Origin of the sequence: Shinella agrisoli, assembly GCF_046557955.1 — a bacterium.
Lineage (GTDB): Bacteria > Pseudomonadota > Alphaproteobacteria > Rhizobiales > Rhizobiaceae > Shinella.
On record NZ_JBJIEP010000011.1, the window covers coordinates 41,981 to 56,922 of the forward strand.

General features: G+C 67.0%; 17 protein-coding genes. 6 read left to right on the forward strand and 11 right to left on the reverse strand.

Annotated features, from left to right (window positions below; translation table 11 throughout):
* Positions 1-127: 127 nt before the first annotated feature.
* Both ACIIOY_RS13630 and ndk read left to right on the forward strand, forming a co-directional pair.
* Positions 128-817 (forward strand): glutathione S-transferase family protein, encoded by a 690-nt coding sequence (locus ACIIOY_RS13630; RefSeq protein WP_411035222.1) that lies wholly within the window; start codon positions 128-130, stop codon positions 815-817.
* 105 nt (positions 818-922) lie between these two features.
* Positions 923-1,345, forward strand: a complete 423-nt coding sequence (gene ndk, locus ACIIOY_RS13635) for a nucleoside-diphosphate kinase (protein ID WP_411035223.1) — start codon at positions 923-925, stop codon at positions 1,343-1,345.
* Positions 1,346-1,584: 239 nt separating this feature from the next.
* On the opposite strand, the gene ACIIOY_RS13640 is transcribed toward ndk, so the two are convergent.
* Together ACIIOY_RS13640 and ACIIOY_RS13645 are read right to left on the reverse strand one after the other, a co-directional pair.
* Complete coding sequence (locus tag ACIIOY_RS13640) at positions 1,585-2,088, reverse strand: hypothetical protein (RefSeq protein WP_411035224.1); 504 nt, start codon at positions 2,086-2,088, stop codon at positions 1,585-1,587.
* Positions 2,085-2,639, reverse strand: a complete 555-nt coding sequence (locus ACIIOY_RS13645; RefSeq protein WP_411035225.1) for a CGNR zinc finger domain-containing protein — start codon at positions 2,637-2,639, stop codon at positions 2,085-2,087. The genes ACIIOY_RS13640 and ACIIOY_RS13645 overlap by 4 nt, the downstream gene beginning before the upstream one ends.
* A 64-nt stretch (positions 2,640-2,703) precedes the next feature.
* Between ACIIOY_RS13645 and ACIIOY_RS13650 the strand changes: the two genes are divergently transcribed.
* Positions 2,704-3,600 carry a branched-chain amino acid ABC transporter permease gene (locus ACIIOY_RS13650; RefSeq protein ID WP_411035226.1) on the forward strand — a complete coding sequence of 299 codons (897 nt, stop codon included), beginning with the start codon at positions 2,704-2,706 and terminating at the stop codon, positions 3,598-3,600.
* 180 nt (positions 3,601-3,780) lie between these two features.
* Here ACIIOY_RS13650 and ACIIOY_RS13655 read toward each other — a convergent pair whose 3' ends face one another.
* The 6 genes from ACIIOY_RS13655 to ACIIOY_RS13680 form a co-directional block, all read right to left on the reverse strand.
* Positions 3,781-4,251, reverse strand: a complete 471-nt coding sequence (locus ACIIOY_RS13655) for a molybdenum cofactor biosynthesis protein MoaE (protein ID WP_411035227.1) — start codon at positions 4,249-4,251, stop codon at positions 3,781-3,783.
* Positions 4,252-4,254: 3 nt separating this feature from the next.
* On the reverse strand, positions 4,255-4,509 hold the full coding sequence (gene moaD, locus ACIIOY_RS13660) for a molybdopterin converting factor subunit 1 (RefSeq protein WP_411035228.1): 255 nt from the start codon (positions 4,507-4,509) through the stop codon (positions 4,255-4,257).
* 1 nt (position 4,510) lies between these two features.
* Complete coding sequence (gene pgsA, locus ACIIOY_RS13665) at positions 4,511-5,113, reverse strand: CDP-diacylglycerol--glycerol-3-phosphate 3-phosphatidyltransferase (protein ID WP_411035229.1); 603 nt, start codon at positions 5,111-5,113, stop codon at positions 4,511-4,513.
* 165 nt (positions 5,114-5,278) lie between these two features.
* A complete protein-coding gene (locus ACIIOY_RS13670; RefSeq protein WP_411035230.1) occupies positions 5,279-5,749 on the reverse strand; it encodes a hypothetical protein in 471 nt (156 codons plus the stop codon).
* 65 nt (positions 5,750-5,814) lie between these two features.
* The gene (uvrC, locus tag ACIIOY_RS13675) at positions 5,815-7,848 is read right to left on the reverse strand and encodes an excinuclease ABC subunit UvrC (RefSeq protein WP_411035231.1); all 2,034 of its coding nucleotides are present in this window, start codon (positions 7,846-7,848) and stop codon (positions 5,815-5,817) included.
* The gene (locus ACIIOY_RS13680; RefSeq protein WP_411035232.1) at positions 7,845-8,597 is read right to left on the reverse strand and encodes an SDR family oxidoreductase; all 753 of its coding nucleotides are present in this window, start codon (positions 8,595-8,597) and stop codon (positions 7,845-7,847) included. The genes uvrC and ACIIOY_RS13680 overlap by 4 nt, the downstream gene beginning before the upstream one ends.
* Positions 8,598-8,965: 368 nt before the next feature.
* On the opposite strand from ACIIOY_RS13680, the gene ACIIOY_RS13685 reads away from it, so the two are divergent.
* Positions 8,966-9,598 (forward strand): outer membrane protein, encoded by a 633-nt coding sequence (locus tag ACIIOY_RS13685; protein WP_411035233.1) that lies wholly within the window; start codon positions 8,966-8,968, stop codon positions 9,596-9,598.
* 57 nt (positions 9,599-9,655) lie between these two features.
* On the opposite strand, the gene ACIIOY_RS13690 is transcribed toward ACIIOY_RS13685, so the two are convergent.
* The 3 genes from ACIIOY_RS13690 to ACIIOY_RS13700 all read right to left on the reverse strand — a co-directional run bounded on the left by ACIIOY_RS13690 (position 9,656) and on the right by ACIIOY_RS13700 (position 11,972).
* Positions 9,656-10,246, reverse strand: a complete 591-nt coding sequence (locus ACIIOY_RS13690) for a glutathione S-transferase family protein (protein WP_411035234.1) — start codon at positions 10,244-10,246, stop codon at positions 9,656-9,658.
* Positions 10,247-10,261: 15 nt separating this feature from the next.
* On the reverse strand, positions 10,262-10,984 hold the full coding sequence (locus ACIIOY_RS13695; RefSeq protein WP_411035235.1) for a ribonuclease T2 family protein: 723 nt from the start codon (positions 10,982-10,984) through the stop codon (positions 10,262-10,264).
* 127 nt (positions 10,985-11,111) lie between these two features.
* Positions 11,112-11,972, reverse strand: coding sequence for a 23S rRNA (adenine(2030)-N(6))-methyltransferase RlmJ (locus ACIIOY_RS13700; protein ID WP_411035236.1), 861 nt, complete (start codon positions 11,970-11,972; stop codon positions 11,112-11,114).
* A gap of 92 nt (positions 11,973-12,064) precedes the next feature.
* Here ACIIOY_RS13700 and ACIIOY_RS13705 point away from each other — a divergent pair, with 92 nt between their 5' ends.
* The gene (locus ACIIOY_RS13705; RefSeq protein WP_411035237.1) at positions 12,065-14,179 is read left to right on the forward strand and encodes a molybdopterin-containing oxidoreductase family protein; all 2,115 of its coding nucleotides are present in this window, start codon (positions 12,065-12,067) and stop codon (positions 14,177-14,179) included.
* A 29-nt stretch (positions 14,180-14,208) separates the two neighbouring features.
* Positions 14,209-14,805 carry an NUDIX domain-containing protein gene (locus ACIIOY_RS13710; RefSeq protein WP_411035238.1) on the forward strand — a complete coding sequence of 199 codons (597 nt, stop codon included), beginning with the start codon at positions 14,209-14,211 and terminating at the stop codon, positions 14,803-14,805.
* Positions 14,806-14,942: the final 137 nt, after the last annotated feature.

Here is a 14,942-nt window from a genome sequence, read left to right on the forward strand (position 1 = left end):
TCCTGCTGGCCGTGCGACTATAGCCCAGGTGCTTATCGCCGGCATGAATGCGATCCATGAAATTATCTGATTTGCGCTGTCCGCCGCCCTGCGCTCCAATACGGGAAAACCGAACGAAGAGGCTTCGATGACCCGATTGCTTTACGCGCTCGCCGGCGCCGACAGGGCCCGCCAGTTTTCGCCCCATGTCTGGAAGACGGTGATGTCGCTCGCCCACAAGGGCCTCGACTACGAGACGGTGCCGGTCGGCTTTACGGAAATCCCGGCGATCGAGGGCGGCGCGACGGCCACCGTGCCGCTGCTGCGCGACGGCGAAAGGCTGGTGCGCGACAGCTTCGACATCGCGCTCTATCTCGACGAGGCCTATCCCGGCCGCCCGTCGCTGTTCGGCGGGGAGGGCGGCAAGGCGATGGCCCGCTTCATCGAGAACTGGTCGCAGTCGACCCTGCACATGGCCGTCACCCGCATCGCCATCCTCCACATCCACGACCTGCTCGGCCCCGAGGACCGGGCCTATTTCCGCCGCAGCCGCGAGGAGCGCCTCGGCGCTCCGCTGGAGACCATCGCGGCCGCCGGCAAGGCGGAGATCGAGGGCTTCGCCAAGCGGCTCCAGCCGCTGCGCAACATGCTGAAGGTCCAGCCCTTCATCGGCGGCGAGGGGCCGCTCTTCCCCGACTATATCGTCTTCGGCGCGCTGCAATGGCTGCGCACCACGGCGGGCACCAAGGTGCTGGAAGAGGACGACCCGGTCGCCCTCTGGTTCCGCCGCTGCCTCGACCTCCACGGCGGCGTCGGCCACCGTGTGACGGCCGCGTGAAACTTTCCCGCCTAAGTCGCCAATCGCCGCCACCCCCTTGTTTTGCGGGGCGTTGGCGGCTATGGAACCGCCACTTTCACCGGAAAACCAAGGGAAACGGGAAAAATGGCGATTGAACGCACCTTTTCGATGATCAAGCCGGACGCGACGAAGCGCAACCTCACCGGCGCCATCACCAAGATGCTCGAAGACGCGGGCCTGCGCGTCGTTGCTTCCAAGCGCGTCTGGATGAGCCGCCGCGAGGCCGAGGGCTTCTACGCCGTTCACAAGGACCGTCCGTTCTTCGGCGAACTGGTCGACTTCATGTCCTCCGGCCCGACGGTCGTCCAGGTCCTCGAAGGCGAGAACGCCATCGCCAAGAACCGTGAGGTCATGGGTGCCACCAACCCGGCGAACGCCGCCGAAGGCACCATCCGCAAGGTCTTCGCGCTTTCCATCGGCGAAAATTCCGTCCACGGCTCCGACGCCCCGGAAACCGCCGCCGAGGAAATCGCCTACTGGTTCTCCGGCACCGAGATCGTCGGCTGAAGCGATTTGTCCGGCGCTGGCCGGAGCTGCAAGGCTCCGGTCAGGTTGTTTGATAAGCCTTGCTCCAAGCACTCCGTCATCCTCGGGCCTGACTCGAGGATACATTCTTTTCAAAGGCTTATGGATGGTCGGGTCAAGCCCGACCATGACGAAGGAGAGGTTCGGCGGACTTTGTCAGCAGTCTGAGCGGAGCCGCAAGGCTCCGGTTTTTTGCTGGCGCCGCCCCTCCGTTGCCCGCATCAGGCCGGGCATTTCGCCGTCTCGAAACGCGCCGGCGCCTTGCCGTCCTTGAAGACCTCCGGGTTCTTCTCGTAGCCGGGGCCGACGACGAGCGCCTTTTCCGGCAGGACGCTCTGGTCGAGGCTGGAGGTCACTTCCGTCTCCAGCGATTGCAGCCTGCTTCCGTCAGGCCCCACGACCGCGATTTCGACCTTGTAGGGCCTTCCCTTCTTCACGCAGGTCACGTCCGGGCTCTCCAGCACCACGCGCGGCAGGGCGGGGAAGATCTTCCGTTCCAGCGTCAGGGGCGCGCCGCCCGCCGGGTCCTCGAACGCGGCCTTCACGACGGAGCCCTCCGGCAGCGGCTCCGCCTGTTCCAGCGTCACGAGGTAGGTCGCGTAGGCCAGGCGATAGTTGAAGACGAACCGCTTGCCCGTCAGCTTCAGCGGATCGGGTCCCGCCTCGCGCTGGCAGGCGGAAAGCAGCAGGGCCAAGGGCAGCAGGACCGATAGGAGCTTCCTCATGGCCGTGCCTCCTCCTGGTTGCGGCGGTAGTGGCGGCGTGCCTTCGCCCGGTTGCCGCAGACGGCCATGTCGCACCAGGCGCGCGAGCGGTTGCGGCTGCGGTCGAGGAAGAGCCATCCGCAGTTGGGGCAGATCTTCAGCCGTTCCGGCTCCGGCCGCGCGAGCAGCGACAGGGCGGAGCGGGCCGTCGCCGTGTCGAGCGCCTGCGGCCGCGCGCCGGACCGGCGCAGCACTGCCGCGATGGCGTCCAGCAGGTCGGCGAGCAGCGCCGGCGTGCCCGCGCCCTGCACCTCGGCGCGGAAATGCCGGTCGATCGCCTCGCGAAGCTCCACCAGTCCCTCGCGCGCATCCGCGGCGACCGGCTCGACCGCGCCGAAGAGCGCGCGTTCCGTCCCATGCCGGTTCGCCCCGGCCGGGAAGGTGTCCATCGCGGCCGGGTCGGCGAAGCGGTCGATCCGCCGCGCGGGATCGGCGCGCAGCACCACGGAGTTCGCGACATCGAGCGCAAGCGCGCCGCCGGAGAAGCGATGCGGTGTCCAGGAAAAGGTCATGGCGATATTCTAACTGGTAAAAGCATTTTTGCCAGTTATAATTTCCGCGACATCCGGAACCGCCATGGCCTATTTCCTCCAGCAGATCGCCAATGCCGTGCCCGTCGCGGCGCTCTATGCGGCGCTCGCCTTCGGCTATTCGATCGCCTTTTCCGTGACGCGCCGGGCGGATGTCGGCTACGGCGCGCTCTTCGCCTTTTCCGCGCAGATGTTCGTGCTGTTCTCCGGCTACGGCTGGAACGGGCTCTGGCTCGTGCTGCCGGCCGCGCTCGCTTTCGGCGCGGCGATGGCGCTCCTCTACGGCGTCGGCGCCGGCCTCCTCGTCGGGCGCCATGTCATGCGTCCGCTCGCCTTCTCCTCGGACAACACGGTCGTGGTCGCCGCCCTCGGCGTGGTGCTGGTGCTGATGGAGACGGCGCGGCTCGCCTCCGACACGCGCAGCCTCTGGCTGCCGCCGCTGCTCGCCGCTCCGGTCGTCTTCTGGGACGATCCGGCCTTTCCGGTCACGCTGACCGTGCTGCAACTGGCGAACACGCTCGCCATGCTGCTGATCGTCGCCCTCGGCCATGCCTTCCTGATCCGCTCCGCCTGGGGCCGGCGCTGGCGGGCGGTGTCCGAGGACCGGATGGCGGCGGAACTGTGCGGCGTCGATGCCGCGGGCGTCTACCTCTCCGCCTATGCCGCCGCGGCGCTCGTCGCCGGCCTCACCGGCATCCTCGCCGTCTCCTACTACGGCAACATGGATTTCGGCGCGGGCCTCGTCTTCGGCGTGAAGGTGCTGTTCATCGCCGCGATCGGCGGGGCGGGGGCGCCGCTCCTCTCCGCCCTCGGCGGTGCGGCCATGGGCTTTGCCGAAACGCTCTGGAGCGCCTACGGCGATTTCCTGTGGCGGGACCTGGTGATCTTCTCCGCGCTCGTGCTGCTGCTGGTGATCTTCCGGAGGGAACGCCTGGTGCCGTAGGCGGCGTGCCCGCGGGTGGATCCTCGGGTCAGGCCCGAGGATGACGAAAGAAGAGAGATGTTCGGCCAAAGCGGCGGCACCGCATGCCGCACCGTTCAAGAGGCAGGCAACCTTGCCTCCCCTCCGTCATCCTCGGGCCTGACCCGAGGATCCACCCATGGGCACCGCGTTCATCAATCCTTAAGACCACTTCCCCCGCGCCCGGTCGTCGCTGTCCTTGGCCTCTACCCAGCCGCCTTCGCTGCCGTCGGCGAAGTGCTCCTTCTTCCAGAAGGGCGCGGAGGTCTTCAAGTAATCCATCACGAAGGACGCGCCGTCGAAGGCGGCGTGGCGGTGCGGCGCGACGGCGATGACGAGCACGATGTTGCCGCCCGGCGCGATTTTCCCGACGCGGTGGATGGCGGCGAGCCCGAGGAGCGAGAAGCGCTCGACGGCCTGCCGGCAGATGCGGCCGATCTCGGCCTCCGCCATGCCGGGATAATGCTCCAGCTCCAACGCCGAAAGCCGCCCGCCCTCGTCGCGGCAAAGACCGGTGAAGGCGACGACGGCGCCCGCGTCGGTCCGCCCGGCGGTGAGCCGCGCCATTTCCGCCGCGGCGTCGAAGTCCTCCGCCTGCACGCGCACGACGACCGGTGCCGAGGCGCCGGCCACCGCTCAGCCCCCCGTCATCGGCGGGAAGAGGGCGATCTCCCGCGCCCCGGCGATCGGCTCGTCGTGCTCGACATGCTCCTGGTCGATGGCGATGCGGATGACCTTCTCGTGCTCCAGCGCATGGGCGTAGTCCTCGCCGAGCGTCTTCAGGTGCCGGAGGAGGTCGCCGCCGGTCTTCACGGTGGCGGGCAGGTCGATCTCCTCCTCGCCCTTGCCGATCCGTTCGCGCACCCAGGCGAAGTAGACGAGCTTGGTCATCTCATTCGTCCACGATGTGCTTCAGCCCGGCGCGGAAATAGTCGTAGCCGGTGTACATGGTGATGAGCGCGGCTGCCCACAGCAGGGCGATGCCGATGCCCGTGACGACGCCGGTCTCGCCGGCGCCCGGCGGGACGCCGTCCATGGCGGGGCCGACGAGCAGCAGGCCGATGGCCACCATCTGGATCGTGGTCTTCCACTTGGCGATGCGCGTCACCGGCACGCTGACCTTGAGGTCGGCGAGATATTCGCGCAGGCCCGAGACGAGGATCTCGCGGCACAGGATGATGATCGCCGCCCAGATCGTCCAGCCGGCGATGGTGCCGTCGGCGGCCATCAGCAGCAGCACGGAGGCGACCAGCAGCTTGTCGGCGATCGGGTCCAGCATGCGGCCGATGTTCGACGTCTGGTTCCAGATGCGGGCGAGGTAGCCGTCGAAATAGTCGGTGATCGAGGCGACGACGAACAGGCCGAAGGCCGTCCAGCGCGCGAAGTCCGACGATTCCAGCCGCCCCTCGATGAAGAAGCAGAAAACGATCAGCGGAACGGCCAGGATGCGGCCGTAGGTGAGGAGGTTCGGGATGCTGTATGCGCGGGAGGCCATGGATTCTTCAGTCTCGACTGTGTCTGCGGCTAGATGAGGTCTTTGTGACGGTGCCGTCAACCTTTGTTTCCGGCAATTCTTGGCGAATTTACGGAGCGCCGCGCGAAGGCGCCGTCCAGCGCCGGTTTGCCGCAGCGGGAAAAGCGGGAAGGCGCGGGGCGGGGCTCACGTCGGCGGCTTGCCGTCCGTCGTGAAAGCCGCGGAAAACGCGCCTCCGCCGGCCAGCGTGCCCTCGCAGGAGATGGTCATCGGCCCCTTCATCGGGTTGCCGAAGCCGCAGGTGCCGCTCGCCTGGAAGACGTCCGGCTGGTCCGGCGTGTCGGTGCGGCTCATGATCACTTTGTCGAGATCGACCACGTCCGTGTCCGGCGTCGGGTTGTCGCCGTCCATGCCGCTGAAGGTGACGATGCGTCCGTCCGTCAGCACGAAGTAGAAGCCGACGCGCCCGTCCGGATAGGTGACGTTGAGCAGTTTTGCCGAGCAGGCGTCCGTGAGCTGCCGGTCGCCGACGACGAGCTTGCCGCAGCTTCCCGTCACGCCCGCCATCTGCGCATTGCCCACCTGGGTCTGCGCGCCGGCGCCCGTTGCCAGGAGGAGGAGGCCCGCGAGAGGCATGGTTCTCTTGAAGACGGTCATCGAACCTCGCTGTCGGTGAGGGAAGGGTGCGGGCATCCTAGCATCCGCCGGCGGGCCGGCGCCAGCTATCCCGCCGCGTCTTCGTGGAAATGGTTGTAGACGAGACGCGCGACGCTCTCCGAAATGCCGTCGACGGCCATGAGGTCCGCCATCGCCGCGCGCGAGACGGCCTTGGCCGTGCCGAAGTGCTGGAGCAGGGCGCGCTTTCGGGTTGGGCCGATGCCGGCGATCTCGTCCAGCGGGTTCCTGACCAGCTCCTTCTTGCGCCGCGCCCGGTGCGAGCCGATGGCGAAGCGGTGCGCCTCGTCGCGCAGGCGCTGCACGAAGTAGAGCACGGGATCGCGCGGCGGCAGCGAGAAGTCCGGCATGCCCTTCATGAAGAAGCGCTCGCGCCCGGCCTCGCGGTCCGCGCCCTTGGCGACGCCGATGGCCACCACCTGGTCGGTGATGCCGAGCTCTTCCAATATGGCGCGCACCGCCGTCATCTGCCCCTGGCCGCCGTCGATGAGGATGACGTCCGGCCAGGCGGGGAAGGGCAGGTCCGCGGCCTCCGCGCCGTTTTCGGCGGTGCGGTCCGGCAGGCCCTCTTCCTTGATCAGGCGCGAGAAGCGCCGGGTCATGACCTCCTTCATCATGCCGAAGTCGTCGCCGGGCGTGATGTCGGTCGATCTGATGTTGAACTTGCGGTACTGCCCCTTCACGAAGCCTTCCGGCCCCGCCACCACCATGCCGCCGACGGCATTGGTGCCCATGATGTGCGAGTTGTCGTAGATCTCGATGCGGCGCGGCACGTAAGGCAGCTTGAAGGTCGCGGCAAAACCTTCCAGCAGGCGCGACTGCGAGGCCGTCTCGGCGAGCTTGCGCCCGTGCGCCTCGCGGGCATTGGCCACCACGTGGTCGACGAGGTCCTTCTTCTCCCCGCGCTGCGGCACGGAGATCGCGACCCGGTGGCCGGAGCGCTCGGAGAGCGCCTGCGACAGGAGGTCCATCTCCTCCACCGTTTCCGAAAGCAGGATCTGCCGGGGACAGGGCTTGTCGTCGTAGAACTGCGCGAGGAAGGCGTTCAGCACCTCGGCGCCCGAAAGCTGCGGGTCGGCCTTCGGGAAATAGGCGCGGTTGCCCCAGTTCTGCCCGGTGCGGAAGAAGAAGACCTGGATGCAGGACACGCCCCCCTCGTGGTGGATGGCGAAGACGTCCGCCTCCTCCACGCCGGCCGGGTTGATGCCCTGGTGGCTCTGGACGTGGGAGAGCGCCGCCAGCCGGTCGCGGTAGACGGCGGCGCGCTCGAAATCGAGCTCTTCGGCGGCGGCGTTCATGGCCTCGGCCATGTGCGCCTTCACCTTCTGGCTCTTGCCGGAAAGGAAGTCCTTCGCCTCCTGCACCAGCTCGGCATAGTCCGCATCGCTGATCTCGTGGGTGCAGGGGCCGGAACAACGCTTGATCTGGTAGAGCAGGCACGGGCGCGTGCGCGTCTCGAACACGCTGTCGGTGCAGGTGCGCAGCAGGAAGGCGCGCTGGAGCGAGTTGATCGTGCGGCCCACCGCGCCGGCCGAGGCGAAGGGGCCGAAATAGTCGCCCTTGCGGCTGCGCGCGCCGCGATGCTTGAAGATCGCCGGCGCCCGGCTGTCGCCGGTCACGAGGATATAGGGAAACGACTTGTCGTCGCGCAGGAGCACGTTGAAGCGCGGGCGCAGGCGCTTGATGAGGTTCGCCTCCAGCAGCAGCGCCTCGGTCTCCGTGCGCGTCGTCACGAATTCCATGTTCGCCGTCAGGCGGATCATCTGCGTGATGCGGTTGGAGTGGCCGCGGCCCTGCGCGTAGTTCGTCACGCGCTTCTTGAGGCTGCGCGCCTTGCCGACATAGAGCACGTCGCCGGCCGCGTTGAACATGCGGTAGACGCCGGGGCTGTTCGGCAGGCGCTTGACGAAGAGCTGGATCAGCTCGGCGCCGATGAGGCCCTCCGGCACCTTGCCGCCCTCGTTCCAGTCGATGCCGGGCGTGACGGGGCCGGCGGCCGGGCTTTCCTGAAGCTCGTCCTCCTCGTCCGTCTCGTTCTCGTCATAGAGGATGCCGCCATCCTCCACCTTCCGGCCGTTCATTCCGCTATTCCCCCGACATCGGGTGTTTCCCAGGCGAGGTGCTGCCCGCCGTCGAGCGCTATCATTTGCCCGGTAATGGACGGCGTGTCGAACAAAAAGCGAACTGTGCGGCCGAATTCATCGAGAGAAGGCCCCCGGCGCAGGATCAGCCCCTCCACCTGCGCCTGGAAGGCGGCGTCGTCCTGGCGCTCGTTCGGCAGGGAAGGGCCGGGGCCGATGGCGTTGACGCGCACGCGCGGCGCGAAGCTCTGCGCCATGGTGCGCGTCGCCATCCACAGCGCCGACTTGGAGAGCGTGTAGGAATAGTAGCGCGGCGTCGGGTTCCAGACGCGCTGGTCGATGATGTTGACGATGGAGCCGGCCGCGTCCTCCGGCAACTGGCGCACGAAATCGCGGGCGAGGATCGACGGCGCCTTCACATGCACGGCGAAATGCCGGTCCCACAGGGCATCGTCGAAGGCCTCCACCGTATCGGGCTTGAAGAGGGAGGCGTTGTTGACGAGGAGGTCGAGCGGGCCGATGGCGGCGGTTGCCGCCTCGATGAGCCGCGCCGTCGCCGCCCCGTCCGCCAGGTCGCACCGTATGGCGGCGGCCGTCACGCCGCGCCGGGCGAGGTCGCGGGCGATCGCCTCCGCCTCGTCCACCGACTCGTTTGCATGGATGGCGACGGCAAAGCCGTTTGCCGCGAGGTCTTCCACGATGGCCTTGCCGATACGTTTCGCGCCGCCCGTCACCAGGGCCGTCTTCATGGGCTTCTTCAAGAAAAGTCCGTCCTGCCGATTCATTTGATTAACCGGCCAAAGATATAGACATCTCTGCGCAGGCTTAAACTCCCCCTGAAAATTGGTTGCGGAAAAATTAACGGCGGAAGCTGTTTCAAAGTAATTTGAAGTATATTTTATTATATTCTGCCATTATTGAAATTATGGTTAACAAATTCCCTGTTGTGTAAAAGACACATCAAATTTGTGCCGCGCGTGTGCCACAATCATTTCACATTTTGGCTCTTTCAATTCCTCAATCTTTATTCAATTTCCGCTCAACCGGGCGGGAAAAATGAAATGACGATGCCCGATAGCCTCCCAAAAGAGGGCGTCGTTTAGTAAAGGAGAATAACATGCGTACACTCATCGCCACCCTCGTCGCTTCCACGGTTTCCATGGTCGCCTTCCAGGCCGCTCACGCTGCCGACGCCATCGACGAAGTTCCGCAGGCTCCGGCCGCCGAATATACCGAGCCGGTCGTCAAGAACTGGTCGGGCGCCTATGTCGGCGGCACGGCTTCCTGGCAGAAGGGCAAGTTCAACGGCCAGGGCCAGGATCGCGGCCATGCGCTCGGCGGCGGCGTCTACGGCGGCTACAACATGCAGAGCGGCCAGCTCGTCTACGGCGGCGAAGCCGACCTCAACTACTCCGGCGTGGACAACACCTCCAACGGCTTCACGGCGAAGCAGGGCGTGAACGGCTCCATCCGCGGCCGCGTCGGCGTCGACCTGAACCCGGTCCTCGTCTACGGCACGGGCGGTATCGCGGCGTCCAACGTCGAGGTCAACAACGGCGGGGCCAAGGACGACGCGACCCTGCTCGGCTGGACGGCCGGCGTCGGTGCGGAAGCCTTCGTCACGGACAACGTCACGGCCCGCGTCGAATACCGCTACAGCGACTACGGCAAGAAGGACTTCCGCGGCGCCGGCGTCCGCAGCGGCTTCGAGGACCACAGCGTCCGCGTCGGCATGGGCGTGAAGTTCTAAGCCCGAACGGCTCTGGAAATGCGAAAAGGCCGGGGAGACCCGGCCTTTTCGTTGCGCTCAATCCTTGAACTGCGCGAAATCGGGGAACACCGCCTCGAAGCGCGCCAGGTAGCGCTTCAGCTTCGGCCGCCCGCGCTGCCATTTTCCGGCAAAGCGCAGTTCGATGTAGCGCAGCATGGCGGCGAGCGCGAAATGGCCGGCATTGGGCTTCTTGCCGAGGCGCGGCATGTTGGCCTCCAGGTGATCGAGCGCGCGCTCGACCTTCTGCCACTGGCGGTCGATCCACGGCTGGTGGATCTTTTCCTCCGGTCGGAAGCGGCGCTCGTAGACGATGGCGAGCAGGCAGTCGCAGACGCCGTCGGCGGTTGCCTCCAGCACGTCGACCTCCGTGCGCTTGGCGGCGTTGCGCGGATAGAGCGCGCCGCGCGTTTGGCGGTCGATAAAGTTCATGATCGCCCGGCTGTCGTAGACGGCGAGCCCGTCATCGGTGACCAGCGTCGGGATTTTTCCCAGCGGGTTGGCGGCGAGCAGTTCCGCCGGGTCGGCGTTCGTGTCGACGACGACCGCCTCGGCGGCAAGCCCCGCATGGTGCGCGGCCATGCGCACCTTGGTGGAGTAGGGCGAGGCATTGGAACAATAGATCTTCATGGGCGGGGTCCTGTTCTAGCGGATGGGCGGCTGTTCGATGGTTCTGGCGCGGCAGGCGGCACGGTCGACGTCGGGGCAGGTGCGGAAGGCAAGGTCCGCCGTCAGGCAGATGCGCACCTCCTCCAGCCGCCCGTCCTCGCAGGTGACCGCGATGCCCTTGCGGTCGAGGCCCGGATTGGCGGCGATGAAGGCTTCCTCCACCGCATCGGGCGCAAGGCGCCCGCCGCCGCGCTGCGATTTTAGCTCTTCCGGAACGTCGATGCGCTCGAAGGCCGCGCGGGTGACGGCGAAGTAATTCCTCTGGCCGAGCCCGGAACAGCTGCCGTGCTTGCGCCACTGGTGTCCGATAAGCCCCATCGATGGAATGATGTCGAGGACCGTACGGCCGAGGCTTTCCGGCACGCGGTCCGGCTCGCGCGTCGGGCAATATTCCGGATAGCCGCGCTCGTTCTGCGGCCAGAGCCCGTGCACGATGAAGCCGTGGTTCTCGCCGCGCCGGCACTGCTGCGTCCTGCCGGCGGAATCGTTTCCGGCGCACCAGGTCGGCGACCAGGAAAGCGACAGCACATAGAAATCGAAGCCCCTGCCGCGCGGGACCTCGGCCCGCGTCTCAGGCGCCGTGCGGCTCGTGTCCGTCTTCGCTCCTCCGGCGGGCTTTTCCTCGCTGCAGCCGGCGAGAAGCGCAAGCAGCAGGAGCGCGGATCGGGCAAGGACGGAGGAGGGCGGCCGGCTCATCATTCGGCGGCCGGCGCGCGTCCGGCAAGGGGGCGGCCCGGTCGTGCGCCGGAGACTGGGGGAAGACGAGGAAAAGGCATCATGAGGGCTCCCGGTTCGGGCGGCATTTGTTGCCGCCGGGCGCCAAAGGTCAAGAGGCCTTTGCTTCTCCGGTGATCCAGAAGGCCCGCGCCGAGGCGAAGCGGTCCTGCGCCAGCCGCTCCTTCAGGAAGGGCAGCAGCACGTCGAGCTCGCCCTTCAGCGTATAGGGCGGATTGACGACGATGAGCCCGGAGCCCGTCAGCCCCGTCGTCTCCCGGTCGCTCCTCACGACAAGCTCCGCGCAGAGCATCTTGGGAATGCCCGTTTCCTTCAGCGCCTTGTGGAAGGCGGCGACGGGCGTCCCCTTCTTCAGGGGATACCACAGGCAGTAGACGCCGCCGGCAAAGCGGCGCACGGCCTTTTCCAGCCCCTCCACCAGCCGCTCGTACTCCCCCTCGGCCTCGAAGGGCGGGTCGACCAGCACGAGGCCGCGCTTTTCCTTCGGCGGCAGGTGCGCGCCGAGCGCCAGCCAGCCGTCGAGCCTGGTGATGCGGCTCTGGAAATCGCCGTCGAACAGGCGGTGCAGCACCTCGTAGTCGTCCGGGTGCAGTTCCATGGCGGAAAGCCGGTCCTGCGGACGCAAGAGCATGCGCACCAGTTTTGGCGAGCCGGGATAATATGTTAGCCCGCCGTCCGGATTCAGTTCATGAACGGTCTTCAGGTAGGGCGCGAGGATTTCGGCGACGTTCGCCGGCATGTCGCCCGCCAGCAGCCGGCCGATGCCGCTCTGCCACTCGCCCGTCTTCTGCGCTTCCATGCCGGAAAGGTCGTAGAGCCCGATGCCGGCATGGGTGTCGAGCACGCGGAAAGCCTTGTCCTTGCCCTTCATGTAGGTGACGAGGCGCGCCAGAACGGCGTGTTTCAGCACGTCCGCGAAATTGCCGGCGTGGTAGATGTGGCGGTAGTTCATGCGGGATAAGGCGCCCTGATGCGACGATGAATTGTTGCGATGATAGAACGTTTTGCCTTTTGGCCGTTTCCGCTCTGCAATATAGAAAAGCCATGAACGTTGCGACCCCCCATCTCGGAAAACCGCGGATCGGCCATTCGGCCTGTCCGCACGACTGTCCCTCCACCTGCGCGCTCGACATCGAGATAGGCGCGGACGGCCGCATCGGCCGCGTCAAGGGCAGCACCGGCAACAGCTACACCGCCGGCGTCATCTGCGCCAAGGTCGCGCGCTATGCCGAACGCCTCTACCATCCCGAACGGCTGATGAAGCCGCGCGTGCGCAAGGGGGCGAAGGGCGGCGGCGAATGGGCCGACATCTCCTGGGACGCCGCGCTCGACGCGATCGCGGAGGCCTTCGTAAAGGCCGAGCAGGCGCACGGCAGCGAGGCCGTCTGGCCCTATTACTATGCCGGCACGATGGGTCTCGTGCAGCGCGATTCCATCGATCGCCTGCGCCACGCCAAGCGCTATTCCGGCTTCTTCGGCTCGATCTGCACGAATCCCGCCTGGACCGGTTTCACCATGGGGGCCGGAACGCTGCGCGGCCCCGATCCGCGCGAGATGGCGAAGTCCGATTGCGTGGTGATCTGGGGCACGAACCCGGTCTCCACCCAGGTCAACGTGATGACCCACGCGGTGAAGGCCCGCAAGGAGCGCGGCGCGAAGATCGTCGTCATCGACATCTACGACAACCCGACGATGAAGCAGGCGGACCTCGCGCTGAAGCTGCGTCCCGGCACGGACGCCGCGCTCGCCTGCGCCGTCATGCACGTCGCCTTCCGCGACGGCCATGCCGACCGGGCCTACATGGACAAGTACGCCGACGACCCGGCCGGGCTCGAGGCGCATCTTGCGACCCGCGATCCGCGGTGGGCCGCGGGGATCACCGGCCTCACGGTGGAGGAGATCGAAACCTTCGCCGCGCTCGTCGGCCGCACGAAGAGGAGCTATTTCCGCCTCGGCTACGGTTTCACCCGCAGCCGCAACGGCGCGGTCTCCATGCATGCCGCGCTCTCCGTCGCCACCGTGCTCGGCTCGTGGCAGTACGAGGGCGGCGGCGCCTTCCACAGCAATTCCGACATCTTCCACCTGCGCAAGGCCGAGCTCACCCTCGCAAGGATGGCCGATCCCGACATCCGCATGCTCGACCAGTCGCAGATCGGCCGCGTGCTGACCGGCGATGCCGTCGCGCTGCGCGGGCGCGGCCCCGTCACGGCGATGCTCATCCAGAACACCAACCCGGTGAACGTCGCGCCCGAGCAGCGCCTCGTGAAGCGGGGCTTCCTGCGCGACGACCTTTTCGTCGCCGTGCACGAGCAGTTCATGACCGATACGGCGCGGCTCGCCGACATCGTGCTGCCCGCCACCATGTTCGTCGAGCACGACGACATTTACCGCGGCGGCGGCCACCAGCACATCCTTCTCGGCCCCAAGCTCGTCGAGCCGCCGGCCACCGTGCGCACCAACCTCTTCGTCATCGAGGAACTGGCCAAACGGCTCGGCGTCGCCCATCTGCCGGGCTTCGGCCTTTGTGAGCGCGAGCACATCACGCGCATGCTGCCCTATTACGGGATGGATTTCGGCGGGCTTCGGGAGGCGAAGTGGATCGACTGCCAGCCGGATTTCGAGACCGCCCATTTCATCAAGGGCTTCGGTTTTCCGGACGGGAAGTTCCGCTTCCGCCCGAACTGGACGGGAACGCCGGCCCCCAACAAGCCGCCGAAGGCGCTCGGCGTCTTCGGTCCGCACGAGGCGCTGCCGGCCTTTCCGGATCACGTCGACCTCATCGAGGTGCCGGACGAGGCGCACCCGTTCCGCCTCGCCACCTCGCCGGCCCGCACCTTCCTCAATTCCACCTTCTCCGAAACAAAGGGCTCGCGCGAGCGCGAAGGCCGGCCGGAGGTGATGATCCATCCGAAGGACGCGGCGGCGAACGGCATCGGGGAGGGCGACATCGTGCGCCTCGGCAACGCCCGCGGCGACATCCGCCTGCATGCCAAGGTCACGGACGGCGTGAAGCCGGGCGTACTGGTCGCCGAAGGCATCTGGCCGAACTCCGCCCATCTCGACGGGGAGGGCATCAATGTCCTGACGGGCGCCGATCCGGTGGCGCCCTATGGCGGCGCCGCCTTCCACGACAACCGCGTCTGGCTGCGCAAGGCCTGATGCGAGGGCCCGATACCGAGGGAGTGTTCATGCTTGTCGAGACCCCGTCGCCCATCCGCATCGTCGAGCAGAAGACGGTCTGGAAGCGGTTCATCCACCTGCGCACCATCGTCCTGGAGCAGACCCGCGCCGACGGCCGGGTCGAATGGCTCGACCGCGAGGTGCACGACCACGGCGCGGCGGCGGCCGTGCTGCTCGTCGATCCTGCCCGCCAGTCTGTCGTGTTCGTGCGCCAGTTCCGCCCCGGCGCCTTCTTCGGCGGCCATCCGGACGGCTTCCTGCTGGAGGTGCCCGCCGGCCTCCTCGACGACGACGGCCCGCAGCAGGCCGTTGCCCGCGAGGCGATGGAGGAGACCGGTTATGCGGTCAGCGACGTCCGCCATGTCTTCGACACGTTCGCAAGCCCCGGCACGCTGACGGAGCGCGTCTCGTGCTTCGCCGCCCGTATCGACGCTGCACGTCGCGAGGGCAGCGGCGGAGGCGTCGAAGGCGAGGGGGAGGACATCGAGGTCGTCGAGATGCCGATCGATGAGGCCTGCGGCCTCATCGCCAGCGGCGGCATCGTGGACGCCAAGACGATCATGCTGCTGCAATGGCTGATGCTGAACCGCGGCGAATTCGCCTGAGATCGTCCAGGTGATTGCCCTGCGGCATTTGCCCCCTCACCCTAACCCTCCCCGCAAGCGGGGAGAGGGGGCGTGCCGGACGAATCGTTCATGGGAGAGGAAAGCCGCGCGGCATGTCTCTTTCGCCCCGCAGCCAG